At 66.8% G+C, this 24,493-nt stretch carries 33 protein-coding genes and 2 tRNA genes; 15 read left to right on the top strand and 20 right to left on the bottom strand.

What is annotated here, in order from left to right:
* Nucleotides 1-240: 240 nt before the first annotated feature.
* Nucleotides 241-1,284, top strand: coding sequence for a hypothetical protein (locus ACSHV8_RS34120; RefSeq protein ID WP_436522581.1), 1,044 nt, complete (start codon nucleotides 241-243; stop codon nucleotides 1,282-1,284).
* 56 nt (nucleotides 1,285-1,340) lie between these two features.
* On the opposite strand, the gene ACSHV8_RS34115 is transcribed toward ACSHV8_RS34120, so the two are convergent.
* Nucleotides 1,341-1,646 (bottom strand): hypothetical protein, encoded by a 306-nt coding sequence (locus tag ACSHV8_RS34115; RefSeq protein WP_436522580.1) that lies wholly within the window; start codon nucleotides 1,644-1,646, stop codon nucleotides 1,341-1,343.
* A 210-nt stretch (nucleotides 1,647-1,856) separates the two neighbouring features.
* On the opposite strand from ACSHV8_RS34115, the gene ACSHV8_RS34110 reads away from it, so the two are divergent.
* The 5 genes from ACSHV8_RS34110 to ACSHV8_RS34090 all read left to right on the top strand — a co-directional run bounded on the left by ACSHV8_RS34110 (nucleotide 1,857) and on the right by ACSHV8_RS34090 (nucleotide 4,679).
* A tRNA-Asn gene (locus tag ACSHV8_RS34110) sits at nucleotides 1,857-1,929 on the top strand.
* A gap of 178 nt (nucleotides 1,930-2,107) precedes the next feature.
* The gene (locus ACSHV8_RS34105) at nucleotides 2,108-2,959 is read left to right on the top strand and encodes a hypothetical protein (RefSeq protein WP_436522578.1); all 852 of its coding nucleotides are present in this window, start codon (nucleotides 2,108-2,110) and stop codon (nucleotides 2,957-2,959) included.
* 111 nt (nucleotides 2,960-3,070) lie between these two features.
* Nucleotides 3,071-4,333: an NAD(P)/FAD-dependent oxidoreductase gene (locus ACSHV8_RS34100; RefSeq protein ID WP_436522576.1), complete on the top strand. Its 1,263-nt coding sequence runs from the start codon at nucleotides 3,071-3,073 to the stop codon at nucleotides 4,331-4,333.
* A 48-nt stretch (nucleotides 4,334-4,381) separates the two neighbouring features.
* Entirely contained in the window at nucleotides 4,382-4,555 is a 174-nt protein-coding gene (locus ACSHV8_RS34095) for a hypothetical protein (RefSeq protein ID WP_436522574.1), read from the top strand.
* A 47-nt stretch (nucleotides 4,556-4,602) separates the two neighbouring features.
* Nucleotides 4,603-4,679: transfer RNA gene (locus tag ACSHV8_RS34090), tRNA-Ile, on the top strand.
* Nucleotides 4,680-4,682: 3 nt separating this feature from the next.
* Here the strand turns inward: ACSHV8_RS34090 and ACSHV8_RS34085 are convergent.
* The 4 genes from ACSHV8_RS34085 to ACSHV8_RS34070 all read right to left on the bottom strand — a co-directional run bounded on the left by ACSHV8_RS34085 (nucleotide 4,683) and on the right by ACSHV8_RS34070 (nucleotide 8,230).
* Nucleotides 4,683-5,696 carry a tyrosine-type recombinase/integrase gene (locus tag ACSHV8_RS34085; RefSeq protein WP_436522572.1) on the bottom strand — a complete coding sequence of 338 codons (1,014 nt, stop codon included), beginning with the start codon at nucleotides 5,694-5,696 and terminating at the stop codon, nucleotides 4,683-4,685.
* A 118-nt stretch (nucleotides 5,697-5,814) separates the two neighbouring features.
* Nucleotides 5,815-6,015 carry a helix-turn-helix transcriptional regulator gene (locus tag ACSHV8_RS34080; protein ID WP_436522570.1) on the bottom strand — a complete coding sequence of 67 codons (201 nt, stop codon included), beginning with the start codon at nucleotides 6,013-6,015 and terminating at the stop codon, nucleotides 5,815-5,817.
* Nucleotides 6,012-7,724, bottom strand: a complete 1,713-nt coding sequence (locus ACSHV8_RS34075; RefSeq protein WP_436522568.1) for a replication initiator — start codon at nucleotides 7,722-7,724, stop codon at nucleotides 6,012-6,014. Before ACSHV8_RS34075 ends, ACSHV8_RS34080 begins: the two co-directional genes overlap by 4 nt.
* Nucleotides 7,721-8,230, bottom strand: coding sequence for a DUF2637 domain-containing protein (locus ACSHV8_RS34070; RefSeq protein ID WP_436522566.1), 510 nt, complete (start codon nucleotides 8,228-8,230; stop codon nucleotides 7,721-7,723). Before ACSHV8_RS34070 ends, ACSHV8_RS34075 begins: the two co-directional genes overlap by 4 nt.
* Nucleotides 8,231-8,259: 29 nt before the next feature.
* On the opposite strand from ACSHV8_RS34070, the gene ACSHV8_RS34065 reads away from it, so the two are divergent.
* Nucleotides 8,260-8,439: a hypothetical protein gene (locus ACSHV8_RS34065; protein ID WP_436522564.1), complete on the top strand. Its 180-nt coding sequence runs from the start codon at nucleotides 8,260-8,262 to the stop codon at nucleotides 8,437-8,439.
* 14 nt (nucleotides 8,440-8,453) lie between these two features.
* On the opposite strand, the gene ACSHV8_RS34060 is transcribed toward ACSHV8_RS34065, so the two are convergent.
* The 6 genes from ACSHV8_RS34060 to ACSHV8_RS34035 all read right to left on the bottom strand — a co-directional run bounded on the left by ACSHV8_RS34060 (nucleotide 8,454) and on the right by ACSHV8_RS34035 (nucleotide 12,039).
* A complete protein-coding gene (locus tag ACSHV8_RS34060; RefSeq protein ID WP_436522562.1) occupies nucleotides 8,454-9,854 on the bottom strand; it encodes an FtsK/SpoIIIE domain-containing protein in 1,401 nt (466 codons plus the stop codon).
* Complete coding sequence (locus tag ACSHV8_RS34055; protein WP_436522560.1) at nucleotides 9,854-10,147, bottom strand: hypothetical protein; 294 nt, start codon at nucleotides 10,145-10,147, stop codon at nucleotides 9,854-9,856. The genes ACSHV8_RS34060 and ACSHV8_RS34055 overlap by 1 nt, the downstream gene beginning before the upstream one ends.
* 100 nt (nucleotides 10,148-10,247) lie before the next feature.
* Nucleotides 10,248-10,676 carry a hypothetical protein gene (locus tag ACSHV8_RS34050; protein WP_436522558.1) on the bottom strand — a complete coding sequence of 143 codons (429 nt, stop codon included), beginning with the start codon at nucleotides 10,674-10,676 and terminating at the stop codon, nucleotides 10,248-10,250.
* Nucleotides 10,677-10,766: 90 nt separating this feature from the next.
* A complete protein-coding gene (locus tag ACSHV8_RS34045; RefSeq protein WP_436522556.1) occupies nucleotides 10,767-11,498 on the bottom strand; it encodes a GntR family transcriptional regulator in 732 nt (243 codons plus the stop codon).
* Between the two features lie 5 nt (nucleotides 11,499-11,503).
* Nucleotides 11,504-11,785, bottom strand: coding sequence for a hypothetical protein (locus ACSHV8_RS34040; protein WP_436522554.1), 282 nt, complete (start codon nucleotides 11,783-11,785; stop codon nucleotides 11,504-11,506).
* A complete protein-coding gene (locus tag ACSHV8_RS34035) occupies nucleotides 11,782-12,039 on the bottom strand; it encodes a hypothetical protein (protein ID WP_436522552.1) in 258 nt (85 codons plus the stop codon). The genes ACSHV8_RS34040 and ACSHV8_RS34035 overlap by 4 nt, the downstream gene beginning before the upstream one ends.
* Before the next feature lie 249 nt (nucleotides 12,040-12,288).
* Here ACSHV8_RS34035 and ACSHV8_RS34030 point away from each other — a divergent pair, with 249 nt between their 5' ends.
* The 3 genes from ACSHV8_RS34030 to ACSHV8_RS34020 are packed head-to-tail and all read left to right on the top strand — an operon-like array spanning nucleotide 12,289 to nucleotide 14,680.
* On the top strand, nucleotides 12,289-13,155 hold the full coding sequence (locus ACSHV8_RS34030) for a winged helix-turn-helix domain-containing protein (protein WP_436522550.1): 867 nt from the start codon (nucleotides 12,289-12,291) through the stop codon (nucleotides 13,153-13,155).
* Nucleotides 13,152-13,859: an HAD family hydrolase gene (locus ACSHV8_RS34025; RefSeq protein WP_436522548.1), complete on the top strand. Its 708-nt coding sequence runs from the start codon at nucleotides 13,152-13,154 to the stop codon at nucleotides 13,857-13,859. Before ACSHV8_RS34030 ends, ACSHV8_RS34025 begins: the two co-directional genes overlap by 4 nt.
* The gene (locus ACSHV8_RS34020; RefSeq protein ID WP_436522546.1) at nucleotides 13,856-14,680 is read left to right on the top strand and encodes an aminoglycoside phosphotransferase family protein; all 825 of its coding nucleotides are present in this window, start codon (nucleotides 13,856-13,858) and stop codon (nucleotides 14,678-14,680) included. The genes ACSHV8_RS34025 and ACSHV8_RS34020 overlap by 4 nt, the downstream gene beginning before the upstream one ends.
* 51 nt (nucleotides 14,681-14,731) lie before the next feature.
* Here the strand turns inward: ACSHV8_RS34020 and ACSHV8_RS34015 are convergent, their stop codons facing one another.
* Nucleotides 14,732-16,309, bottom strand: a complete 1,578-nt coding sequence (locus ACSHV8_RS34015; RefSeq protein ID WP_436522544.1) for a P-loop ATPase, Sll1717 family — start codon at nucleotides 16,307-16,309, stop codon at nucleotides 14,732-14,734.
* A 359-nt stretch (nucleotides 16,310-16,668) separates the two neighbouring features.
* Here ACSHV8_RS34015 and ACSHV8_RS34010 point away from each other — a divergent pair, with 359 nt between their 5' ends.
* Together ACSHV8_RS34010 and ACSHV8_RS34005 are read left to right on the top strand one after the other, a co-directional pair.
* Nucleotides 16,669-16,962 carry a hypothetical protein gene (locus ACSHV8_RS34010; RefSeq protein ID WP_436522542.1) on the top strand — a complete coding sequence of 98 codons (294 nt, stop codon included), beginning with the start codon at nucleotides 16,669-16,671 and terminating at the stop codon, nucleotides 16,960-16,962.
* Nucleotides 16,947-17,099, top strand: coding sequence for a hypothetical protein (locus ACSHV8_RS34005; protein ID WP_436522540.1), 153 nt, complete (start codon nucleotides 16,947-16,949; stop codon nucleotides 17,097-17,099). Before ACSHV8_RS34010 ends, ACSHV8_RS34005 begins: the two co-directional genes overlap by 16 nt.
* Nucleotides 17,100-17,118: 19 nt before the next feature.
* On the opposite strand, the gene ACSHV8_RS34000 is transcribed toward ACSHV8_RS34005, so the two are convergent.
* From ACSHV8_RS34000 to ACSHV8_RS33990, 3 genes are all read right to left on the bottom strand, one after another.
* A complete protein-coding gene (locus tag ACSHV8_RS34000) occupies nucleotides 17,119-17,448 on the bottom strand; it encodes a type II toxin-antitoxin system HicB family antitoxin (RefSeq protein ID WP_436522538.1) in 330 nt (109 codons plus the stop codon).
* Nucleotides 17,445-17,696 (bottom strand): toxin HicA, encoded by a 252-nt coding sequence (locus ACSHV8_RS33995; protein WP_436522536.1) that lies wholly within the window; start codon nucleotides 17,694-17,696, stop codon nucleotides 17,445-17,447. The genes ACSHV8_RS34000 and ACSHV8_RS33995 overlap by 4 nt, the downstream gene beginning before the upstream one ends.
* 385 nt (nucleotides 17,697-18,081) lie before the next feature.
* A complete protein-coding gene (locus ACSHV8_RS33990) occupies nucleotides 18,082-18,861 on the bottom strand; it encodes a hypothetical protein (RefSeq protein WP_436522534.1) in 780 nt (259 codons plus the stop codon).
* Nucleotides 18,862-19,608: 747 nt separating this feature from the next.
* On the opposite strand from ACSHV8_RS33990, the gene ACSHV8_RS33985 reads away from it, so the two are divergent.
* Together ACSHV8_RS33985 and ACSHV8_RS33980 are read left to right on the top strand one after the other, a co-directional pair.
* Nucleotides 19,609-20,271 (top strand): hypothetical protein, encoded by a 663-nt coding sequence (locus ACSHV8_RS33985; RefSeq protein WP_436522532.1) that lies wholly within the window; start codon nucleotides 19,609-19,611, stop codon nucleotides 20,269-20,271.
* 175 nt (nucleotides 20,272-20,446) lie between these two features.
* Entirely contained in the window at nucleotides 20,447-20,908 is a 462-nt protein-coding gene (locus ACSHV8_RS33980; protein ID WP_436522530.1) for a phage tail protein, read from the top strand.
* Here ACSHV8_RS33980 and ACSHV8_RS33975 read toward each other — a convergent pair.
* Together ACSHV8_RS33975 and ACSHV8_RS33970 are read right to left on the bottom strand one after the other, a co-directional pair.
* A complete protein-coding gene (locus ACSHV8_RS33975; RefSeq protein WP_436522528.1) occupies nucleotides 20,892-21,293 on the bottom strand; it encodes a hypothetical protein in 402 nt (133 codons plus the stop codon). The genes ACSHV8_RS33980 and ACSHV8_RS33975 overlap by 17 nt on opposite strands.
* A gap of 23 nt (nucleotides 21,294-21,316) precedes the next feature.
* Nucleotides 21,317-22,357, bottom strand: a complete 1,041-nt coding sequence (locus ACSHV8_RS33970) for an MBL fold metallo-hydrolase (protein WP_436522526.1) — start codon at nucleotides 22,355-22,357, stop codon at nucleotides 21,317-21,319.
* Nucleotides 22,358-22,436: 79 nt separating this feature from the next.
* On the opposite strand from ACSHV8_RS33970, the gene ACSHV8_RS33965 reads away from it, so the two are divergent.
* Complete coding sequence (locus ACSHV8_RS33965; protein WP_436522524.1) at nucleotides 22,437-23,027, top strand: TetR/AcrR family transcriptional regulator; 591 nt, start codon at nucleotides 22,437-22,439, stop codon at nucleotides 23,025-23,027.
* On the opposite strand, the gene ACSHV8_RS33960 is transcribed toward ACSHV8_RS33965, so the two are convergent.
* The 3 genes from ACSHV8_RS33960 to ACSHV8_RS33950 form a co-directional block, all read right to left on the bottom strand.
* Nucleotides 23,024-23,263: a DUF2293 domain-containing protein gene (locus ACSHV8_RS33960; protein ID WP_436522522.1), complete on the bottom strand. Its 240-nt coding sequence runs from the start codon at nucleotides 23,261-23,263 to the stop codon at nucleotides 23,024-23,026. The two genes, ACSHV8_RS33965 and ACSHV8_RS33960, sit on opposite strands and share 4 nt — an antisense overlap.
* 146 nt (nucleotides 23,264-23,409) lie before the next feature.
* Nucleotides 23,410-23,616 (bottom strand): hypothetical protein, encoded by a 207-nt coding sequence (locus ACSHV8_RS33955; RefSeq protein ID WP_436522520.1) that lies wholly within the window; start codon nucleotides 23,614-23,616, stop codon nucleotides 23,410-23,412.
* A gap of 242 nt (nucleotides 23,617-23,858) precedes the next feature.
* Complete coding sequence (locus ACSHV8_RS33950) at nucleotides 23,859-24,416, bottom strand: hypothetical protein (protein WP_436522518.1); 558 nt, start codon at nucleotides 24,414-24,416, stop codon at nucleotides 23,859-23,861.
* Nucleotides 24,417-24,493: the final 77 nt, after the last annotated feature.

Genomic DNA, 24,493 nt, shown 5'->3' with positions numbered 1-24,493 from the left:
TGCCGATGATCCGAGCCGCGTCGCACGCTCGTATCGGAGGGCAAGACATTCCAGGATGGAGGCGGTCATGGCATCCCGGCGGCAGGGTAAAGGTCGATCTAGAGCCGTGCCGAGGATGGTCCATACTGGATTCGTTAGCACGCGCCAATGCACGTGCACCTGCACGGGTGGACTCGTCCGGGGAGGAAACTGATGCGGCTGCGACATCCTTCCGGCCGCATCGTGCACCTCATCTGCGGCGTGAGCCTAATCGACGCGGCGACCCCGGCCGAGGCGTTCGCGATGCTCGACGCGGCCGCGGCCGAGCTGCGGGCCGGTCTGAGCGGCGGCGGCCTGACCGGAAACGCCGCCGGCACCGGATATCCCGGACCGCTCACGATCGCCCTGCGCCTGTCCTACCCGCTTGCCGCCGCCCTCGTCGACGACGGGCGCGCCCGCACCCGACTTCGTGCCGAACTCGACGCCCGCAGCCTCGAGGTCGTCACGTTGAGCGGCGGGCCCGACGCCGAGGGCGGCGGCGCACCCCCCGAGCCGGCGGACCCGGCCGCACCGACAGCCGAGCCGGCGTCGAAGCCGATATCCGACCCTGCCGCCGAGCCGACTTCGGACCCGGAGTCCGGCCCGGCGTCCGGGTCGACTTCCCCCGACGCGAGCGCCGAGAACGACCCGATGCTCCCCGGCGGCGTCCTGCCCGACTGGAGCGAGACCGCCCGCCTGCAGCACACCCTCGACCTGGCCCGCATCCTGGTCGACCTGCTCCCCGAGGACGAGGTCCGGGGCGCGGTCGGCACCAGCGGGCTCGGCCGGCGCGAGATCTGGGACGAGGCGCACGAGCGGGCCGCCGCCCGGCACCTCGGTCGCCTCTCCGGCGGCCTGGCCGACCTGGCCTGGCGCGTCGGCCGCGCGGTGCGGGTCGGTTTCGAACCCCGGCCGGGGTACGTGCTGGACAGTCCCGAGGAGACGGTCGCCGCCCTGGCCCGGGTCGACAAGGACCGGCTCGGCGTCTGCCTGGACCTGGCCCGGGTCGTCCGCGACTGGCCCGCCCCGCAGGACGGCATCGACCGTCTGACCGACGCCGGCCTGTCCGTGATCACGGTGCGGATCACCGACCCGGCCGCGGCCTGGCAGCCCGTCCTGCGGCACCTGCTCGCGGCCGACACCGCCCGCACCGAGTACATCGAGGTCGACGGCGGCGCGACCACCGCGGCCGACATGGCGTACGTAATCCGGCAGTTGACCACCCTCGGCCTGGTGCCGGAGAGCGAACCCTGCGCCGCACCCTGATCCCGGAAACGGAAAAGCCGCCCCGGTCGGGGCGGCTTTTCCGGCGAGCTCGGTGGTCAGAGCGTGCCCGGAGCCTTGCCGGCGGAGAGGGAATCCGTCGGGGCGAGCAGATCGTCCGTGCTGTTGCCGCTGGTCGTGGTGCCCAGCTTCTCGCCCAGCTTGGACGACTGCAGCTTGTCCTTGCCCTCGGTGTACAGCTTGTTCGCCTGGGCCTGCGCCACGCCGGCGGCCTCCTGGACCGTCGGGTGCTCCCAGAACTTCTGGGCGTTGGCCCGAATCTCCTCATACTTCTCGCGGCCGGCCCGGCTGCCCAGGACGAAGCCCGCCGCGAGACCGCCGAGGAACAAAAGCTTTCCGCGCATGATGAGCGGCTCCTTCCGTGTCGTGACGCGCTTGCGTCTGTTCGCCGTGCATACCCATCCTGCCGCGCCGGTACTCCAGACATCCTGGTTTCACTCCTGTTGCCCCGCGTCACACCTGACGGATGAGGCACGGGGATACCCCTTCGCGCGAAGCCCCCGGCGTCGTGTAATCTTCTCTCCGTCGCCAGGGAAACCCGGCGGCAAGCACGATCCCCTGTAGCTCAATTGGCAGAGCAGCCGGCTGTTAACCGGCAGGTTATTGGTTCGAGTCCAATCGGGGGAGCGGGCGGGAAGGGCCCTGTGTCTGCTGAAAAGCGCAGACCAGGGCCCTTCCCCTTTTGCTAGCCCAGGGGGCCGAGCCCCCTGGAACCCCGCGTTACGGCCGGTTGCGGCTTGTCGGTGGTCGGGGTCAGGTCAAAATCGCTTCGCAGATCAAGATCTATTTCCCGTACGGTGCGGGCATGTCGCCGCGGGAAAAGTTGCGTTTCGGGCTTCTGATGCTGGCCTGTCTGGTCTTCACCCTGGGGTTCGTTGCCATCGGGGTGGACTCGGTGCAGCCGTTCCGGCCCGGGGACCTGCTTCTTTCGGTGGCCGGGGTGCTCTTCTTCGGCGGTGGCGGGTGGGCCGGTGTGGTCGCGAATCGGCGTGATCTTCAGGTGGAGCGGGAGACTGCTCGGATCCGGGAGCGGGTCGGGCCCGTGGAACGTCACGATCTCGATCGGGTTCGGGAGTTGGTCCGGGAGATGCGGGCGGCGCCGGCGGGGCGGGCTCGGGTGGAGTTGGCTGATCTTGGTGGGTGTCCGGGGCTGCTCGACGCGCTGATCTTTCATGGTGGGCGGGGGGAACTGCCGTCGTGGCCGCGGGGCGAGGTGGCGACACCGTTGGACGTCGTGCTGGACAGCCTGGATCGGGACGGGCGGGTTCGGGAGGCGGCGGTGCGGGTCATGGCGGCCGAACCGCTCGACGGGCAGGAATGGTTCCTGGTGGAGCGGGCCGTTGATCACGTGGCCGGGATCCGGGCCGGGGCGATCGAGGCCATCGAGGCGTTGCTGGCCGCGGACCCCGAGCGGGGCCTGGTGGTGCGGCGGGCGTTCGGGCGGGTGGCCGGGCGGGAACGGGCCGGGGAACTGCGGGAACTGCTCGACCGGCGGGACTGCGGGGACGGCGGGGACGCGCGGTGCTGCACGTACTGGGTCCGTCAGCCGATCGGGGAGCGGGCCTACCTGATGGCGCAGCGGGGGCCCTGCTGGTACGCGCGGCGGGAACGGGTTCGCCGCGAGTCGGAGGGCACGGCGGGGCTTCTGGAGGCCTGACGGCGTACGTACCAAATGTTGGGGTTTTTGTGGCCCTTGCTCTTTCGCCTCCTTGGCACCAAGTGCGCGGTTACGCTGGGGCCTGCGTTGTTCGCTGTCAGTGAGGTGGTTATGTCGCAGCCGGTCGAGGTGGACGTCGTCATCGTCGGCGGTGGTCTCGCCGGGCTGTCCGCCGCCCGCCGACTCGACCGCGCCGGGGTCGAATGGCTGCTCGTCGAAGGATCCGACCGCGTCGGCGGGCGCGTCGCCACCGACATCATCGACGGATGGCACATGGACCGCGGATTCCAGGTGCTCAACACCGCCTACCCGCGGCTGTCCGCGCTCGTCGACGTCGACGCCCTGGAGATGCGCTACCTGACCGCCGGCGTGCTGGTCCGCCGCGGCGGCAGCCTGCACCGGCTGGAAAACCCGCTGCGCGAACCGCTCACCACGCCGCAAACCCTGCTCTCCGGGATCGGCACCCTCACCGACCGGCTCAAATTCGCCGCGCTGGCCACCCGATGCGCGACCACACCGGTCGACCGGCTGCTCGACACGCCCGAGACGACCACCCAGGAGATGCTCCGCAAAGCCGGACTGTCACACCGGATCATCGAAGAAGTGCTGCGACCGTTCTTCTCCGGCGTGTTCGCCGACCGGTCGCTCGACACGTCCAGCCACGTCACCAGCATGGTGCTGCGCTCCTTCACCCGCGGCCGGATCGGCGTGCCCGCCGCCGGCATGGCCGCCCTGCCCGCGGCCATCGCCGGACCGCTGCCGTTCCCGCAGCTGCTCATCGGCGCCCGGACACTCAGCATCGGACCCGGCCTGGTCGTCACCGAAGGCGGCGAGATCCACTGCCGCGCGGTCATCGTCGCCACCGACCCGATCAGCGCCTCCGAACTGCTCCCGCAACTACCCCGGCCCGACATGCACGGGCTGACCACGTTCTACTTCGGCGCCGAACGCGCCCCCATCGACGAACCCATCCTGCTGCTCGACGGCGACCGGCGCGAAATCATCGCCAACACCGTGGTCATCAGCAACGCCGCCCCCGAATACGCGCCCGGCGGCCGCAGCCTCATCGCCGCCACCGTCGTCGGCGTCTCCGCCCCGTCCAGCGCCTCCGAAGCGGTCATCCGCGTCGAACTGGCCCGGATGTACGGCACCCCCACCGACGAATGGGAACTCCTCAACGTCGTCAGCGTCCCCCACGCGCTCCCGGCCGCCCGCGTCCCCCAATGGGCGCTGCGCAAACCGGTCGCCCTCGGCGACGGCCTCTTCGTCGCAGGTGATCATCGCGACAGTCCGTCCACCCAGGGCGCCATGGCCGGCGGCTGGCGAACCGCCGGCCAAGTCCTGACATCCCTGGGAGCCCGAGTCGGTGTCTGATCCTTTTCGTCGCTTTTTGGGAGACGTGTTGAGCTTGTGGGAGGCGTGTTGAGCGACCTGAACCCGGAGAATTTCGCCGAATTCACCACCTCGGACGGCCCGGACTCGCCCAGCGTCAGCGAGGACGACACCCTCGCGGTGGCCGACCTGCAGCCACCGGACATGGTCTCCGACCCGCGATATCAAATCGTTTTGTTGCCACAGACGCTGGTGGAGCGATAGATCGCTAGCTCCGATCGCAGGCCGCGGGATAGTATCGCCGCCGGTACGGGGCGGTAGCTCAGTGGGTTAGAGCAGGGGACTCATAATCCCTCGGTCGCGGGTTCGAGTCCCGCCCGCCCCACCATACTCACCTCGGCTTTCGTCTCGGCTGGACCGCGTCGAAGGCCGGGGCATCATGATCAGTCCGCAAATAGTCCGCACTTGAGCGGGTCGCGGCCTGGTCCAAACGGTCCGCGACCTGGTCCAAGTCGTCTTCGAAGAGATCCGCGTAGACGTCGAGCGTCATGGCGGCCGAGGCATGGCCGAGCATCCGTTGGACGGCTTTGACGTTGGCGCCTTCCGCTACCGCGAGGCTGGCCGCGGTGTGACGTAGCTCATGCGGGGTGAGCCCCTTGAGCTCCACTTCAGCTGCCGCGCGGTCGAAGGCGCGCCGCCGGAAGTTGTTGTTGCGTAACACTTCGCCCTCCGGCGACGGGAAGACCAGGTCGTCGCGGTCGCGGCCAGCGATCTGGCTTTTCAGGGGGTCGGCCAGGAAGCGGGGGAACGGCACCGAGCGGCGGTGGTGGGTCTTGGGTGTGCCGAAGACAGCCTTGCCGTTGATCTCGGTCATCGACTCGGCGACCAGCAGGCGCCGGCGGGTCAGATCCACCCGCTTGACCCGGAGCGCGGCCAGTTCGCCCCAGCGCAGGCCGGTGTAGGCCAGAACCGCCACGGCGATGCCGTACGGGCCGGCGGCCTCTGCGAGGTCGGCGACCTGGACGTGGGTGAGGAACGTCTTCTCCGCGCGGCCGACCCGCGGGAGCTTGACCCCGGTCGCCACGTTGCGAGGGAGCCGGCCGTCCCGGACCGCCAAGGCCAGCAGCAGAGAGAAGACGCGGTGCGACTGCCGAACGGTTGAAGCGGAGTAGCCGGATTCGGACAGCCGGCGGATCCACTCGCCCACATCGGCGTGCGTGACTGCCGAGAGCTGGACCCGCTCCCAGACCGGGAGGATCTGGTTCTTGAGCAGGATTTCGTACCGGAAGCGGGTCGATGGCTTGAGCTGCACCTGGTTGCCGAGCCAAACCGCGGCCCAATCGCCGACGGTGACCTTTGCCAGGGCGGGGTCCACCCACTCGCCGCGAGCGATGCTCGTTTTCACCGAGGCGAGCCAGCGCTCGGCGTCGGCCTTGCGGTCGAAGTGTCAGGAGTGCTCGCGGCCGGAGGCGTCGCGGTAGCGGGCGCGCCACATGCCGTTGGGTCGCTTTGCAACGCTCACTTCAGGCCGCCTCTTCTAGCCAGGACTGCACGTCAACGGGGTCGTATCGGAGGTGGCGGCCGACCTTGCGGGCGCGGGGTCCCTGGCCGCGATGGCGCCATTGGTAGAGGGTTCCGACCGGGATGCCGAGGAAGTTGGAAACGTCGTCGACCGACCACAATCGAGGGGCGAGCGGGAGTTGCCGAACGTTTCCGTGCCTCACCGGTTGGGCTCCATTTCTCTCGCTTGTCTGGCGGCGTTGAGCTGTGTTCGGCGTTGGATGCGTTGGGAGATCGCGCGCAAGAGCCGGTGTTCGAGCGGTGGCAGGTCGGGGTCGTCGTGTCTGGCCATCTCCCAGGCGACCCCCGGCTTTTCGTCCGGTTCCTCTTCCGCGACGCCGAGGACCGCTTTGACCCAGGCGTGGGCGTCGGCGCGGTGGTCGGCCAGGGTCTTGCCGGACCAGTCGCGGGAGACGAGCACGCGACGGCCGCCGATCCCGAGGGTCGTCTTCTGGTGGACCCGGCCCTTGCAGTGACCCGGCCGGAGCCTGCCGTGTGTCTTCTTGGGCTGGACGCCGTAGAGCAGCCAGTTCGAGCAGCGTTCCGAGCACGGGGTGACGCGAAGTTCGTGCCAGAGCCGGTCGAGGTGCTGGCGCTGCGGGTCGCTGGTCGTCGTGTGGCAGTCCGCGGCGGACTTGGTCACGTACTTGGTGATGTAGCCGATCGTGCGTTCCACGTCGCCGGAGCCGATGTCGACGCCCTTCGCCTTGACCTGTGCCCCGAAGCGGACCAGGTGCGCCGGCTCGGCGTCGGGGTCGTCGTCGACCGCGTCCAGGGCTTCGCCCCAGGTCGGCAGCAGACGGCCGGTGTCCGGGTCCGCCCACGCCTCTGCCTTGGCGTCCCAGACCGGCGGCCGGTTGATCGGGTACCGGAGCTGGTCGGCCGGTGGCCACCACACCTGGTGGTAGGTGGCCTTGGCGACCAGCTCCAACATCGTGCGCGGGATGGTGCCGCGGATGGCGAAGTGCGCGTGTGGCGCCAACCGGCGCTGAGGCTCGACGCAACCCGCGTACTGGACGTTCCAGCCGACCGCGCGGCGCAGGTTCTGCCAGTACCGGTCGAGCAGCCGTGGGAAGTGCACGGCGTCCCAGGCCGCTCGCCGGTAGTCGTACCGGGACGGGTCGATCGGTGTGCCCAGCAGCGGGTCATCGGCGGTGTGGTGGCGGCGGCAGGAGCACGGCCGGCCCTGGTGGATCGAGTGCACCGGCCCGTAGCTGTCCAAGGTCAGGGTGAGCCACATCGAGGGCCGGTGCTCGACCCCGTCCGAGCCAACGTAGGTCCGGCCGACCGTGCGCGCGTCGACCTTCTGCCGGGGGAGATCGGGCACGTCTTGCCGACGCTTCGTCGACCGGACCCGTCGAGGCTGGTCGTCGTCTTCCTCCTCGCCTCGCTTGGTGCCGGGAGCGATGCTGCCGCGCAGTCCTTCCGCGGCGATCTCCTGTTCCACGGCGTCGATCGCGGCGGCGATTCGTTCGAGCTCCGTCGCCCGGTCGGCGGGGTCCATCGGGACGAGTTCGATGCTGGCCCGGTCGAATTCGAGGTGCGCCCGTGCGGTGATCAGCTCACGTTGCTTCGCGGTGGCCGGTGCCGGGCCGGGCTGAGGTTCGTCGGCCCGGTGCCAGCCCTCCCGGATCTGGATCTGCCGCAGCCGCCGCGCCTTCTTGGCGCACGGCGGGCACTTGGCTTCCAGAGTGGCGCCGCACGGCAGGTCGACGAGTTCGGTCTTGCCGGTGGTGAGGTCAGTCCGGCGCAGCGCGATCGGGCGGATGCAGACGCCGTGGTCGATGGCGAGGTCTTTGAGCGCGTCGACGGCGCGAGGTTGGGCGAGGCGTGCGGCCCGCGAGCCGGGGCGGGGCAGGGCCTGAGCAGTCATCGCGTCACCTGCCCGATGACCGGCACCCCGTTGGACCGAGCGAGCGGCCGCACCGGGATCGGCGTGACCACCGGCGTCGGGGTACTGGCCGGTGCAAGGGTTGCATCTTCCGCCGCCGGAGTGGTGGCGAAGACCAGCTTGACCAGGGCCATGAAGGCTAGGGCAGGGACCGCGGACAGCAGCCATCCCGAGGGGCTGGGCTGAGCGACGGCGAGCTGAGCCGACAGCGAGAGTGCACCGGCGGCGATGAGCAGGAACAGCGGGTAGCCGAGCGGGCCGCCGTCACGCCGCCGGCGCTTGATCGTCAGTAGGGCAGCGACAGGCACCAGTTCGGAGATGACCGCGTTGACCCAGCCGAAGGCGTCCGGGGTTCCGGTCAGGGCGTGGCGCATGGTCCAGTCGTGGACGTGGGTGAACGATGCCCAACCGGCGGCCACGGCGACGATGGTGAGGATGGCGGCCAGAACCAGGGATTCCATTTTGTCGGACCGGGTGAGTGCGGTCATCGAGGCTGCTCCCTGTCAGGATGCTGGGCGTGGATGACTGGACGAAGATCGATGCTCTGATCCGGGCTGGCCAGATCATGGAGGCGATCATGGAAGCCCGCATTACCCGGGTGACCACGCTCCCGGAGGCACGCCAGCTGGTCATGGACCGTCGCGAGCAGTTGCAGGCAGCGGCGTCCAACGGTGACGAGGTGGAGCCGGTGGGCTGAGAAGTCGTGGTGGCTCACTCGGCGACCCCGTAGTCCGCGGCCATGTCGCGGACGGTGGTGTCGTCGCAGTAGGTGAGCCGGATCCGCATCGGGGTCGGGTCGCCTTCGAGGACGACGAAGCCGGTGCCGGGTTGGGTCTGCGGGATCCGGTCGCACAACGCTCCGCGGTCGCGCATGTTGTCGCCGAGGACCAGGTCGACCTCTGCCGGTTCCGAGAGCCGTAGTCCGATTCGGGTCGGAAACAGGCCACGGGCCGGGAGGACTTCCTTGCGGGGGTCCTGGATCGCGGCGATCACGTGGACGCCGACGGCGCGGCCCTGGGTCAGCACGATGCCGAGCGCGGCTTTGATCCGGTCTTTGAGCTGGCGTTCGGTCAGGTAGGCGGTCAGGTTCGCAAGTTCGTCGATGATCAGGACTATCAACGGCTCGTTCTCGGTCGGCACGTGCTGACGAGTGAGCCCCGCCAGCCGGGCCGCGCGGTCCTGGGCGGTGGCCGCCGCGTGTTCGAGCATGGCGGCCATTTCGGCGAAGTCGTGAGCGGCGAACTTGGCGAACAGCGGCCGGCCGATGCCCAGTTCCATGCCGCCTTTGGGGTCCAGGCCCCACAGCTCGACCAGCCCGGAGCCGACACCGCCGGCCAGCGCGCGGACGATCGACCAGATGGCCGAGCCCTTGCCGGAGCCGGTCGCGCCGACGATCAGGACCTGCGTGCCGAACAGGCGGAGACGGTAGAGGTCCCCGTCTTCCTGGACGCCGATCGGCAGCGCGGTGAAATCCGGCTTGAACGGGACCGCCAACGGCTTGACGATCTCCCGCAGTGTGTCGCCGCGCATGAGGACCAGGACCACGCTGCCGTAGGCCGGGCCGGGGATGGCCTTGACCTGCCGGACCCCGAACGTCTGCGCCAGCCGCTCGGACGCTTTGGCGAAGTCGTCCGGGATCTGCCCGGTGACCATGCGGACCAGGACTTCGTCGCAGCCGCCAGCCCGGCACCGCACACGGCGGATCTGCGGGATGATCGTGCGCTTGTCGTAGGAGATGGAGAGGTTCGCGGTGACCATCGCGGCCATCCACCGCCGCCGGTAGACGAAGCGCCGCAGCTTGGCGAGGGCCGGCCACCATCCGAACCGCAGCCAGCTGGGCCGATGGGCGAACGACCAACCGGTCGCCGCAGCCGCGATTCCGCCCACCACTGCGGTGAGAGCCTGCCATCCGTGGACGACGTACAGCGCGGTCAGAAGCGTGATCGGCAGCGTGACGTACCAGTGCCGGACGTAGTTGATGAACAGCCAGTACAGCGCTTTGAAGATCTCCCAGACGACGACCAGCCAGATCGGGAGCTTGACGAACGGGGTGCGGACGTTGAGCGGTGCGACCGGGATCGTCTCGCCGCGGATGATGTTGATCAGCGGCATCACGGCACCGCCTTGTGCAGGTCTGCCGTAATCAGAACCTGGCGGATGCCGTCGAGGCGTTCCGCGTCAGTGGCGTGCGGCATCGACGCCCACGCCTCGATCCGGTAGACCAGCGCCGCGTACCGGCGCGCCTGTTCCTGGTCGTCAGGGAAAGGCTGTTCGTCAGACGTGATGCACACGGTGCAGCGGTCGACCTCTGGCGGCAGTGATTTCGGCAGGCCGCAGCCGGTACACGTACGCCAGATGGTGTTGTCTTTGGTGGTGATGCGGGCAGCATCGGATAGCTTGGGCATCGCAGCCCTCTCCTTTTGTGGGTGGAGTGGTTGAGCGCCCGGGGCGGGGAGAACTTCTTGGCGGTTGTTGGCCCCGCTCCCGGACGCGGCTACGTGCAGGTCAAGCAGCCTTGGCCCGGTTCGCCTGCGGGGCGGTCATCGCGGTGGCGCGGATCGACCAGCCGAGCCGCGCCCGGCACTTGGCGCCGACGCCCTTGCACTTCTGCGAGTCCACGTACGGCGTGAGCATCACGTCGGCGAACTCGACGATCGGCGGGTAGCCCGGCACCGCCGAGGTGGGCGGGACCGGCTGGTGCGGCGCCACGACCTTGACCTTGAACTCCTTGGACCCGCCGAACTTTCCGGCCTCCGGGTCCAGGTCGAGCAGGCGGACCAGCCAGATGCGCTCGCCGGTCTCCTTGTCGCGAAGCTGGTCGTCGCCCTGGCCGCGCTTGTCGAAGTCGGTGGCCGGCTCCACGCCGAGGCAGAGCGCGCCGTGCGGAGCGACGTAGTCCCACGGAACCGGCACCTTGATCGAGTTCGGAATCACCGAACGACTCCCTCCGTCGGACCTGGTTACTTGACTAACCAAGTTGGACCGAAGCTAGCACATGAACAGCATGGCTAGCCAAGTAAATCCTTAGTGGAGAGAGAAAATTTCTTCGATGCCTTGAGCCGGAAGCATGCCCGCAAGATCGACTATGAGCAGCGGCTTTGCCGCCGCATTGCGGATCACCAGCAGATTCGTCAGTACGACCGTCCGCGGCTGGACTGTGAGAAGCGTCGATTCGCGAGGGGTTGCCGGCCGCGCGGACAGTCGTTCAATCACATCGGCCGCGACGAGTCGCCGGCAGCGCTCAAGATGATCGAGGGCGCCCTCGCGTAGCGGCCCGGCATCGGCGAACCCGGTGCCGATCGCCGCAACCGCCGGAAGGTAGACCGTCGACAGCGTCGAACGGTCTTCCCCGTCGCCCTGCATGACTCGCTGACGAGCGATCACGGCTTCACCAACGGGGATGGCGAGCATCGTTGCGATCCGCGACGAGGCGGGCGCGCGGCCCGCTCCGATGACCGTTCCGTGCGTGAGCTCCGCCGCGTGCAGCGCGTCGAAGACCCGGTCGGGCATTGCCGGGCGCCGGCGCGGGGGAGAGCCGAGGACAAGACGGCCTTTTCCCTGTAGGCCTTCGAGGTAGCCGAGCTGGCGCAGGTACTCCAGCGCCCGGACGACCGTCGATCGCGATGCGTCGAACTCGCGGACGAGCTGGGATTCGCTGGGCAGCATGGACCCCGGCGGGTAGGTGCCGCGCTCGATCCGCTGTTGCACCGCATCGGCGATGTGCGCGTACTTCGCTGGGACTGGCTCGATTGGCATCCCGGTCACGCTCTGTGGGGTTCGGCGACCGGGTGGCAGGCGGTGACGTGTACGAGGGCTTGCGTCCAGCCGAGCCGGTAGCCGCCGACGAGTTCGTCGCCCTCGACCCAGACCCACAGGCCGTCGTACCACTGCGAGATGTCGAGCCGAACGCGATGCACGAGCAGGACCAGGACGCCATTGCGATACCGGCAGCCGCCGGCCGGAACCTCCAGAACACGACCGATGAGTTGATCGGCTGGAACTGGGAGATCGGGCGGGGTGGAAATCACCAGAACGCCGCTCACCAGTGGTGGCCTTTGTTCGCGAGGTGTGGGGCGGCCGCCGTATGTCCCATCGCGGTCGCAAGGCCGAAGTCCGCTAGCTGGCGGGCGACGCAGGGGTAGAGGATTGCGGGGCGGCAGTTCAGGCACCAGCCGTCCGGGCCGGGCTGGTGATCGGCGTAGAGGCGCCGGGCCAGCCGCCAGATCAGCGTGCTGGTGCATCCGGTAGGCGGTTCGATCGGCGGTGTCTGCCCGCCGGCGTTGAGCGGTTCGGGCATGACCGGACCTCCGCAGCAGCGTGGAGCGGACACCGGGGCAGGTTTATGACGACCAAGCGGTCCCGCCCCGGTGCCCGACCGCCCTCGTTAGAACAAGGTCAGCCGGGTGAAGCTCGGCGATCAAGTCGATCGAGGACTTATTTGGCTAGCTTGGCTAGCCACATTCAACGTAAGGGTGCCGCTAGTCAGATGCAACCCCTCGATGACTGAAATCCCTGGCCTGGCTAGCCAGGCCTTAAGCTGTCCGATGTGAACGTGGAAGCTCGCGACCTCGACGACCTGGAGCCGGACGACGCCCGTCCGGCTTCGCAGCAGATCGCCAACGTGCTGCGCGCGGCGATCCTGACGCGTCGCTTCGCCCCAGGTGAACGGCTGCCGTCACAGAACGAGTTGGCCGAGCGGTACGGCGTGGCTCGCGAGACGGTCAAGTCCGCGCTCCGCATCCTGCGCGACGACCGACTGATCGTGAGCCGGCAGGGGAGTGGCGCGTTCGTCCGCGCCCAGACCGATCGCCCGGTCGGGTTGCGGCCACACATCGAGGCCGCGTTCGAGCAATCGCACATCACGCTCGACTTCGCCGGCTTTTCCAGCGAGACCCTGCACGGCGCCATCCAGGAACCGTTGGACAAGATCCGCGCCGGGCGCCTCACACCTGAGTCGATCGCGATCCGCATCCTGCTCCCGGACCTGACCCAGCCCGCGATCGTTCCGTCCCGCGCTGAGCCAGCCAGCGACGACCCCGCGGTCCGCGAGCGCGCCGCTCGCATCGCCCGCCGCCACACCGAGGCGATCGAGGAATCCGTCAGCGAACTGGCCACACTCGGCCTGGTCCGCAACGCCACGACCGAAGTCCGCGCCTACGGCACCACGGTCCTGTCGAAGCTCTACATCATCAACCGTGACGAGGTCTTCTTCGGCTTCTACCGGGTCGTCCGCAATACCGTGTCTGTAGACAAGCAGCCAGTCCCGATCTTCGACGTGCTCGGCAAGGACGTCCCGTTGTTCCACTACGTCATCACCGGCGACGAGGGCGACGCGAACGACCAGTTCGTCCAGCAGTCCCAAGCCTGGTTCGACAGCATCTGGACCACGATCGCCCACGAGTACACGCCGTGACCCTCGTCAACTTGCTCGCCAGCGCCGAGTGTCTACTGATCGACTTTGACGGCCCCATCTGTTCGGTGTTTGCCGGCCATCCGGCCCGTACGATCGCCGAGGAGATGCGCGCGCTTGCCCAGCAGCGCGGTGGGGCCGAGCTGGCGCCGGTGTTCGCTGACCTGCCGTTCGACCCGCTAGAAATCCTGATAGCAGTCGCCGCGGTCGCAGACGACAGCCTGACCCGCGAGGTATCCGACGCCTGCCGCGACGCCGAGGTGACAGCCGTTGCTACAGCCACCCCGACACCTGGAGCGGCGGACGTGCTCCGCACAGCTCACGCCACCGGCCGCTCAGTCGCCATCGTCAGCAACAACAGCAGCGCCGCCATCGAGGCCTACCTCCACCAGCACGACCTACTCCGCTACGTGAACGGCATCGTCGCTCGCTTCGACGGCATGGACCCAAGCCTACTCAAGCCGAACCCGTTCCTCGTGGAGCAAGGGCCGACCGCCGCACGGGCAAGCCGTGATGCTGCCATTTTTATCGGCGACTCAGTAACTGACATCGAGGCAGGCCAAGCTGCCTGTATCCCGACCGTCGGCTACGCCAATAAGCCGGGCAAGCACCAGCGACTCACGGACGCGGGAGCAGACGTGGTGATCGACTCCATGCAGGCCATCGCTGACGTGCTGTCCAGCGTCGCCGCAAAGCCGAACCTATGAAGGACCAGCTCGCTTTGCCGGCCGACGTGCTGGCAAACGTTCAGCGCCGCTGGCCGGATCTCGCGGACGTGTGGGCAGCCAAGGTCCACGAAGAGTTCCAAACCCTCTGCGAGCGCTACCAGGCCACACCGCGCAGTATCCTGCCAGCCCGCTATGGATTCGTCGCCGCCGTGGACACCCCGGACGGTCCACTCGTACTCCGCAGCAGCCCAGACCCCCGCGGCCGCGACCAGGCAGCCGTAGCCGTAGCACTGGCCGATCTGGGCGCCAGCCCGCAGATACACGAGGTTGTCACCGCCGATCACGGAACCTGGACCGTGGCCGATCGCGTCCTACCGGGGACTCCGCTCAGCCAGACTGACCCGGCATCCGTCAATCCCCAGGCGCTTTTCGCGCCGCTGGCGATGATGCGGGCCCAACCAGCCCCGCTGCCTGACATGCCTTCAGTGTTTGACTGGCTTCGCGACCGACTTAAAGATGACCATCTTACTGATCTGCGTCCCGGAACTGTTGTGGCACCGGCTAGCGAACGCAATATGGCTCTGACGCTGCTGGACGGCTTGGCTTGCGACCATACACCAGCTCTTTGTCATGGCGATGCCTCCAGCGGCAACATCATTGCCGCCGATCTCGGCCGTTGGAAGTTCATCGACCCACGTGGGATAAGCGGCGAGCATGCGTACGATGTCGCTGTACTAGCAATTAGAATTCAGGCGGTGCGAAAATCGGTTGACGTGTTCGCGCAAATTTCCGATCTTGGGCAAGTCATGCCTGACCGGCTCGAGGCATGGATGAGTATTGCCTTGGCTGCACGAGTTTAGTAAGTGTCACGGCTTGCGGTAGCGGGGACATCTTGACTGCAAACTTGCCGTTTACGTCAGAGTCTCTGTGAGACCGAGCGTCTCCTTCAGGCCTCGGTGGACGTAGAAATATGACGCATCAGACTCGAATGGTACCGACGGGTCGGTGTATCGAAATTGGTAAATAATTCCTGCACCGGTCACTGCTCGTTCAAAGCCGAGAATTGAGAATCGGTAAAGTAGCGACAATGAATCTTCGACCGAGAGCTTTAAACCGAACTTTCGTTTGGCAATTTCGAAGGCGTTCTCATAGTCGGCCCGAGTAAACTTTGCCGCGCCCACAGTTCGGAGAACTTCGAGGTAGTCCTGCCATGAGGGTTCAATCGCAGCGATTTCGTCATCCAACTCACGCCGAAAGTAGGTCGAATAAGGGATGCGTGCGGCCTTGATGTCGACATTCGTGATGCGCAAATCCTCCTTTGAGGCTGCCTCCATGCTTGCCCGGGTTTGAGCTGCGGTCAAAGCGAAGTTAGCGAACTGGATAACGTCTCGCGGGCGTAAAAAGGTGCGAAAGGTCATATGCTGAAATTTGTGCTGTGTGCCGCGAGTGAGCTGTTCGTCGAAAGCGCTATCCCAGGCATCGTCGAGGTTGCCAACTTCCAACTCCTCCTTGATCCTCCAGTCGATGAGGTGCTTAAGGCTTGCGCCTGTGTGATTTAGCTGGTCATGCCACGCGAGTTCGACCATCTCGGCGTTTACGATTTTGTTCTTGTCGCCGAAGTGAAGTAGATCAAAAATGTCTGTGCGGAGGAAGATGATTGGATGTACCGGAATTTTGTTGCGCGTGATTCGCGAAACGAAAATTCTCATGGCGACCAGGAGGCCGATCACGCGGTCGCTGTACTCGCTCTTGTCTGGATCGAATCCTAAATCAAGCTCGTCAAAAAGCACGTAGGTCTTGGGAATTCGGTCGCCAAGCACCTGCAGCTTTTCGAACAGCCACTCATTAACCCTAGTTAGTGTGGCGCCTAAGCTTTCGCCGGTCCGTGACTTAGTGAGGCCACCTAGAGAGTTTTTGAGAATCTCGGGCTTGATGTCAACCTTCTCGAGCCGAAGCCCTCCGGCGGGAAATAGATGTTTGAAATCCAGGTGGGTGGTGCCGTAGTTATTCCTCAAGAATTTTGAAACATCGTCGAGGGCTCTTCTTTGATTGCGATCCAGTTTAGGCCCGGACGACTCGATTAGAGTTGAGAATGTCTCTACTAGCGTGAGGAAAAGCCAAGAAGAGACGAATCTTTCTGTAGAATCAACCTCGGTTGAGGCGTACTTCAGGTGCGCCGCCCATGGATACTGTTTAAACGTCAGGCCCACGCTCAAGCTACCTTCACGCTCAGCGCTGTTGATCATTGCTAGGTAGAGGGCAGTCTTGCCGGATCCTTTGCGACCTACCACCAGGTGCTTGCGGCCGTTAGTCAGCAAAGAAAATGCTGGCGTTTCGACGAAGAAACGTTCAACATCATCGTCTTCGGCGGCTGATCCACCGAATGACTCGACCTCGCTCAGGTTACGCACCGAACACCCCCGCCGATCCTGGCATCGATTGATGGCATGAAGCGCAATCATAGCGGTTCGCGACTGGTTGCTCGACATGTAGCCACCTCGCGACATTTTTCGTTGCGGCTGGTATCCCACTGTGATGTGCCGCGGGCGAGATGGGTGCGTGCCGCTATTGGTCTGGATGTCCTGGCGGACGCCCATGCTGCCGAATTCGGCTATATAAGATCAAGGCGCCGCGCAAGCGCGGCGCGGGCCGGTCGCGCTCGGCCTGCTGGCGGCCTCCGGCCGGCATCGGCCGGCGCACCGGCCGGTTCTCGGTTGCGGTGCCTATGGGCAGGAGATGCCCCGGCGGGGCTCAGCCTCTGGGATGGCTAAGGTGGGCGCGGTGACGATGCCGCGATGACAGCTGTGCGGGCTATCTCCGCGCGAGGGGCATGGCTAGGGTCACCGCTGTGGACGAGTGGATCTCCAAGCTTGATCAGTTGCTCGCCGAGCCGTTCGTGATGGACAACCGCGGTAGGCCCGAACCTCACCATGTCGATCTTCGCGAGAGCCAGTCGTTCTATGACTGGGAGACCGAGGATGGCGACTTCGACCTGGCGCTCACATCCTTCGAAGCTGACCGCGCACAACTGGCGCAGGTGCTGACCTACCGCTACGGGCCACCTGAGCGCAGGGACATCCGGCCTTACTTCGACGGCGAGGCTTCGCCCGATGCCCGGGCGCCTCGATGTTCGAGTATCTGACGGGGTGGTTCTTTGAGATTGAGCTCTGGCAGGCCGGGGCCCGGGGGATCGTCGCCCAGGTCGGTCACTACGACAAGGAATTGCCTCTCCAGTTGATGCTTGTCGTAGGCGAGCTGGGCGGCAATCGACCAGCTTGACGACGGGCTCTCACATTGGTCAGGCGCCGGCCAGGCGTGAGGAGGCCAGGGCGTTCAGAGAGACGCCCTGCTCGGCCGCGCGGATGGCCAGGCGGCGATGGACCTCTTCGGGTACGCGGACTTGGAACTTGCCGGAGTAGTGCCGATCGGCGATGGCCACCGGGGGAGTTTCGCCGGAGGCTTCCATGTCGGCGACGATCTCTTCGGCGACGCGCTGGATGCCGACGAAGGCTTCCATGCGGTCCTCGGCGAGCCAGGAGACCGACGGCAGCTCGGCGACGGTGCCGACGTACTCGCCGTCTTCGGCTGACCAGTGGACTCGATAGGTGTAGTGGTCTGCCACGCTCACGATCGTTCCCCCAGTTTCTCGATCGCGGTCAGCACCTGCTTGACCTGGTAAGGCTTCGCCTTGCCGCCCTTGTCCTGGATGTTGACCCGAGGGTCGCCGGGCCAGGGCATCTTGAACACGTAGTGTGATGTGCCTTGCGATCGTGGTTCCCCGAAGTAGTGCCAACAGACGAACAGCAGGTCCGCGAACCGGACGTTGTTCGGGTTCCGGCGCATCTCCGCCAAGATCTTCGCCAGTCTGTCCGCCACATCTCCCAGGATACTCCGTTCAGTATCGCTGGTGATACTACGAACGTCGAGGAGGTCAAGGGGTAGGGCGTAGCTGTTGCCGCGCCGCTCCGCGGCTTGCCACCGAATAGGGTGGGCGCGGTGGTGCCGTGGGTTGCCGAACGCCGACACTGGCGGGCAGTGCCGGCGGGCTGTGGGGCGGGCGAAGCGTGAGCAGGTCGCAGCCAAGATCGCGGAGTTCGCAATTATTCGCATGAGGGCCGCAAACGTAGCGGGACGCTGTCGGATCATGGCAAGCGTTTTCGCTGTTCGGCGAACGTTTGTGTCATTAGATCGGCTGCGGTTTTCGATCTCAGCAACGGTTGCGTTGCGGTCAGCCGTGACCGGTAGCGATGAGGCTTCTCGACTAACCGTTCTTCTCGGGGCTGCGTCTCTGCCACCAGGCAGTGAAGAGTGCCGCGAGCTGGCTCTTGGTTTCTTCAGAGATGAGCTTCAGCCCGTCTTCCATCATTGGCTTGGCGGCATGCTTGTAGACCTCTGGGTGTTGCTCAACCGATGGGCATGTGAACAGGGTCAATATTCGGAGCACTCGTAGGCTGTCTTCGCCGACTAGAGGGAAATGGGCATCGAGGAGTCTGTAAAGCGCCGCCCAGACCTTGTCCACGACGATACCCACGACCACTCGGGCAAGGGTCTTGGAGATGCCTGTCAAGTTGGCGGTCAGGGCTTCTTCGACGAGGCGTTTTCCCTGGTCCGACACAAACTTGAAGGCCTGATTCACTTGTTCTAGCCCGCGGATCAGCGTAACGAGGAGTGTGCACCATGTGTGGTCGGCCAGTTGCTTCTTGATTTCTCGGGCAGCCTGCTCACTGTCGACGCTCTGGTCGATTCCCGTAGAGATCTCTGGCCAGGTCTCGGCCATGAGAGTCTCAGCTAGCGTTCTCAGCTTGCCGAGGTCAGATGCGTAGGTCGTCGGGTCGGAGAGATCTACTTGTTGAGGCGGTAGGCCGACCAGTGGCTTGCTGGTGGTCGAGAGGTGATCGGTGATGTCTAGGCGCGCAAGATCAACGAAGGCTTGGCGGTTTCGTGCGTTGGAGCTGAGTGCGCCGGTTCGTTTATTCCGTTCGACCTTTGCTTCGAGTTGGTTTCGACGGTCGTTACGTGCCTCTTGGGTGTCTGTAGCCAAGGTCGCCCAGCCTTGCCAGCTGTGTAGTGCGCCTCCGCAGCCTGAGCACTCGCAGCCAGGGTTCTTGGCGTTTGCGCAGTTCGCTCTGTGAGTGTTGCCTGCCATTCGACCGACCACCGTTCACCGATATTGCCAAGAGTGAATGTGTGGTCACGTTAAGTCAGTAAGGTGCGCTAGTCCAAGACGGGTTTACCGGTCGGCCATACTTAACTTCGGTCATATCGGTCGGTTCCGCTGCCGAAGTAGCCGGTCAGGCAGGAGCGGTGCCGAGGACTGGAGCTGCTCTGTCGGATTCCTGATGGACAGGCTTACGGCTTCTGCCGCGCCGCTTCGCGGCTTGCCGCCGAAGAGGGTGGGCGCGGTGGTGCCGCGGGTTGCCGAACGCCGGCACTGGCGGTCAGTGCCGGCGGGGCTGTGGGGCGGGCGGTGCGCGAGCAGGGCGCACCCAAGATCGAAGAGTCCGCAATCAGTCCGCACGAGGGCCGCAAACGTAGCGGAACGCTGTCAGACCTTGGCAAGCGTTTTTGCAGCTCGACGGACGTTTGTGCCAGTAGATCGACTGCGGTTTTCGATCTCATAATCCCTCGGTCGCGGGTTCGAGTCCCGCCCGCCCCACCCTTTGCCATCCTGGGGGCGACCCCCAGACCCCACGTTACGGTGGGCGGTCCGGTTTGCGGGCCGCCCTGCTCCTGCCTCCGAGCCCTCGGCCCGGGCTGTGGGGGAGACACCTGTGTATATGGTGACCTCATGAACACGGAGCGGAGCGACCGTGCTTTTGAACGCACTGTTCTGAAATACGCGGCCGGGCTGTGCCTCGGCCTGCTGCTTCTCGTCGCCTACCCCGCCTACGGGGACATCACGGCACGTACCGACTTCGCCACCGGCCGGCTGGCGATGCACGACGCGACCGTGTTGACGACGGCGTACGACTCCGGCTGGGACTCGGACTCGGACTGGGTGACACAGCAGCTCTCGCTGCGGCTGGACAACGGCGTGGAGGTTACGACGCCGATGAGCAAGACCATGATCAAAGTGGATGAGGGCGACACCGTGTCGGTCGGGTTCTCCCACGGGCGGCCCGTCTCGGTCGAAGGCGCCTACATCAGATCAGACTCCGCCCTGGTCACCATCGGGCTGTTGATCGCGTCGGGTGCGCTTGTCCTGTCGGTTGTCTACGCCGTGGTGATCCGCCGGTCCGCCCCGGGCCGGAAAGACCCGTACACCGCGGGCTACGTCACCCAGGCTCTGCTGTTGTACTTCGTGTTCGGCGGCCTGGTCCCGTACGGCCGGTACCAAGGGTGGCGGCCGGTCATCGGACTGCTCCTGGCGACGGCCATCCCGCTGACCATCTTCTGGCTCCGTTCCCGGCGGCCGGCCCCGGTCCCGGTCTCGTCACCGGACAACACCTGATCCGTCGGGCTGCCGGTCGAACGCCCGGCTCGGGCCGATCGCCGACCGCCGGCACGCTTCGAAGATGCGTCTGTCCGGGCGCCACCTTCGGAGCCCACGTTACGGTGAGGGCGATGGGCTCGCCGGTCGGCCCTCGCGAGGGCGTGACCGGCTCTGACAAGCGGAGGAATCTGTCATGTCCTATGCGGTGGACTTCGAGACCGTGTCGACCGTCGGATTGGAGTCGTCGCCGCATGCGGCAGCTCTGGCGGGGCTGCGGGCGAACGAGGCGCGGTACTTCAAGAACAAGTACGGCCACGTCTTCACGGTCGATCCGGCTGACAAGGCCGAGGAGCCCGTCGCCTGGGTGACCCGGATCCTCGAGGAGGAGCGCGGCATCGTCATCTCGGCCCGCCCGCTTGAGGCGACCGCCTTTCAGGTCGAGAACATCCGGATGGCCTACGTCTTCTACGAGGACGGGCTGTCGATCAACGTGATGTACACCGTCGACGACGGCGGGAAGCGGGCCGTCGGGTTCAAGCTCTCCGACGGCATGGAGGTTCCGGCCGAGCTCGGCGACTTCAAGTTCGCCCGGCAGAAGTCGAAGCTGGCCGGCACCATTCGCGGCTCGTACTTCGTCATCAAGAAGGAGCACTGAACCGGGCCCGCAATTCGTCGTCGTCGAGGGTGTCCGCGAACGATTCCCCGTTGAGGACCCAGATCAACGCGTCCTGAACCCCGAGCACGTACGACGTCGTGCCGGGCCCGCCGACCGGCAGCCGCCCGCCGTGGAAGCAGGCGTCGGCGTAGTCGATCTCGGCCAGCGCCGCGCTGCCCTCGGGGTCGGCCGGGACTGAACGCCCGCTGAGCGGCGTGGTGTCCCGCCGCCCGAGGACCCAGCGCAACGCTTCGGCGCTGCCCAGCCACACGTCCGGGTGCGGTCGTCCCGGCCCGGGCCCGTACGCGGGCATCTCCTCGGCTGTTTGCAGCGCCCGCTCCAGGGCTTCGGTCCCGGGCGGCACCCCGGTGTTCAGCGATTCCACCGCTGCATTCTCCGACGCCCGGGTCAGGCGACCTGCTGCCACCAGGCGTCGATCTCCGGTGGGGTGTCGACGTTCACGCGTTCGCCCGGGCGCGGGATGGCCAGGCGCACGTCGCGGGCCTTGGCCTCGGTCCACGTGCGGTCGGCGGGCTCGGACCAGCGGTGGGTGGCCAGGTCGAAGGTGGCCCAGTGGACCGGGATCATCAGGCCGCCCCGGACGTCGACGTGGGTGGCGACGCCGTCCTCGGGGACCATGTGGATGTCGGGCCAGTCGCCGCCATACGCCCCGACCTGCACGAGCGTGACGTCGAAGGGGCCGTGCTCGGCGCCGATCTCCGTGAAACCGGGGAAGTAGCCGGTGTCGCCGGAGTAGAAGGCGCGCCGGGTCGGGCCTTTGATGACCCAGCTCGACCACAGGGTGTCGTCGCGGCTGAAGCCTCGGCCGGAGAAGTGGCGGGCCGGGGTGGCGATCAGTTCGATGCCGGCGACGGTGGTGGTCTCGTTCCAGTCGAGTTCGGCGATGCGGGCGGTGGGGACGCCCCAGCGTTCCAGGTGGGCGCCGACGCCGAGCGGGACGACGAAGGTGGCCTGGTGCAGGCCGGACAGGTGCTGGATGGTGGCCATGTCGAGGTGGTCGTAGTGGTCGTGGGAGATGACCACGGCGTCGACCGGCGGCAGCTCGTGCAGCGGGATCGGCGGCTGGTGCAGGCGGCGCGGGCCGGCCAGCTGGGAGGGGGAGCAGCGGTCGCTCCACACCGGGTCGAGCAGGATGCGGCGGCCTTCGATCTCGATCAGGGCGGTGGAGTGGCCGAACCAGGTGACGTGCAGGCCTTGGGCGTCGGTGGCCTCGCTGCGGACGAGGGGGATGGCCCGGTGCGGGCGGCGGGCGTCGGTGCCGGTGAATGCGGCGACGGCGACCCGGGGGAGGGCGGTCAGGGAGAGGGACGAGCTGGTGGGGACGTTGTTGCGGAACTTGCCGTCGGAGAACTGGGGGGAGGCCTCGACGCGGGCGCGGCGGGCTCCGGTGGATTTGGCGCCGAATGCGGCGGCGAGGTTCGAAGGCATGACCTCAATGTAGGCGGTGATAACAATGTAGGCAACGATCACAATGTGTTCGTCGCCTACATCACGGTAGGCTGGGGGTATGAAGACCCGGCCCTACCACCACGGGGACCTGCGTGCCGCCCTGCTCGGCCTCGCCGAGGAGACCCTGCGCGAGCGCGGGCCCGGCGAGCTGTCGCTGCGGGAGCTGGCGCGGGAGGCGGGGGTCAGTCCGGCCGCTCCGAGCCGGCATTTCCGGACGAAACACGCACTGCTGGACGCCCTCGCCGTCGAGGGCTTCGACCGTCTCGCCACGGCGATGACCGGCGCCCTGGCCGGGACCGGGGATTCGTTCGCCGAGCGGCTGAGCGTGCTCGCCCGTACCTATGTGAGATTTGCCGTCGGTAATGCGGCTCTGCTCGAGTTGATGTTCTCGCGCAAGCACGAACCGACCGCCCCGGCGGAACTGATCTCGGCCACGCACCGGCTGATGGCTCTGGCCACGGATCTGATCGAGGACGGTCAGCGCCGCGGCGAGGTCCGCACCGGGCCGGTGATCCTGCGCGCGGTGCCGCTCGCGGCGGTCCTGCAGGGCATGACCGAGCTGGTGCTGAGCGGCGGATTCTCCGACGAGCAGGTCGAGCAGGGCCTGGACGAGACGATCGACTTCATCCTGCGCGGCTACAAACCCTAGGGCGACCTTCGCCGGCGGTCGAGAACCCGATCGATCTCCGCCCGGATCCGCTCCCGGGCCTCGTCCCGCTCCACGCCGTTCATCACCATTTCGTCGTACGGCGTGTCCACGTGCCGGATCGACGCGACGACCGCCCGGGTCACCGCCTCGGGGTCGAGCGCGTCCCTGGAACGTCTTGTCCCAGGCCTCGCGCCGTTCCCGGTCGCGTTCGCGACGGCGGGCGCGGGCCTCCTCATCGGACAGGCAGGACTGCTCGGCCGCCTCGATCACGGCCGGCTCGACCAGCAGCCCCTGCCGTTCGTGACGTTTGCGGGAGCGGCTGAACCGGACCACGACCGCGGCCGGCCGGCTGGCCTTGCGGGCCCGGCGGGTCCGGGTCGTGTCACCGGACGGCAGGAAGATCAGGTGGTCGAGGTCGGCGCAGCCGAGGCAGAACGGCCCGCCGTCCTCCATGGTCGACCTCGCTCGGGCGCAGGTCACGGCCGTGCGCCCAGCGCCGGAACACTTCGAGCGCGTCGGTCAGCCGGGCCGGTGTGACCGCCGCGACGGTCTCCAGGTGGGGCGTCTGGCCGTGCCGCCAGTTCCACACCGCTCCGGGCGTGAGTCAGTTCATGCCGGTCAGCACGTCGAGGGGACTCACGTGACCCTGACGGGTCAGGGCCTGATCGGCAGCGGTCACCACTCGACGTTCCACCTTCGAGACGGGCTGCATGGGCGGCAGGTTACCCGAGCGGATTCGGGTCGGTCGCGCGCCGGAACGCCGTACGGGAAAGAAAAAGAAAGAACCCGGAGCTGCACGCATCGCGCAACCCCGGGATGGTCTTTCCATGATCAGACGCGGCACTGCCAGGAGCTGGAGTTGTTGAAGTCGGCGAATCGGTCGATCGTCGCCGAGCTGCCCACCGTGTACCGGCAGACGGCCGGCAGGCTGACGTCGAAGTAGACCGGGTCGACGCGGCTGTAGTTGACGCAGTGCCAGTCGTAGACCGTGGTGCCGAGCAGGGCGGCCGCGCTGTGGTCGGTTGACGTGCAGTAATCGTTGATCGCGGGGGTGACGACGGTCGGGGTGACGCGGTAGCAGAGGACCGACGCCGGGTCGTTGAAGCTGCCGATCCGGTCGACCGCGGCGTCGGTGCCGTAGGTCCAGCGGCAGGCCGCCTCGAAGGTCAGGTCGTGCCGGCTGCCGTCGGCGGCGACGCAATGCCAGTCATAAGCTGTCGAACCGGTCAGGGCGGCGTCGGCGTAGCCGATCGAGCGGCAGTAGGCGCCGATGTCGAGCCCGCCGAGCTGCTCGGGCGTCGAGGACGCCGCGGCGGCCGGGCTGATCGCGGCGACCATTCCGGCGAAACCGACGATCAGTGCGAGCAGCACCTTGCTGAGCGAACGCATAGCTCTCCTGGAGGTAACCGGTGATGTCCGGCAAGCCGGAACCATCCTCTTTGGACAGGGCAGGCTCAGCCTAGGGC

The organism is Actinoplanes sp. HUAS TT8 (assembly GCF_051380535.1).
In the GTDB taxonomy this organism is placed as follows: domain Bacteria; phylum Actinomycetota; class Actinomycetes; order Mycobacteriales; family Micromonosporaceae; genus Actinoplanes.
This window is presented reverse-complemented; position numbering and strand designations above follow the sequence as displayed.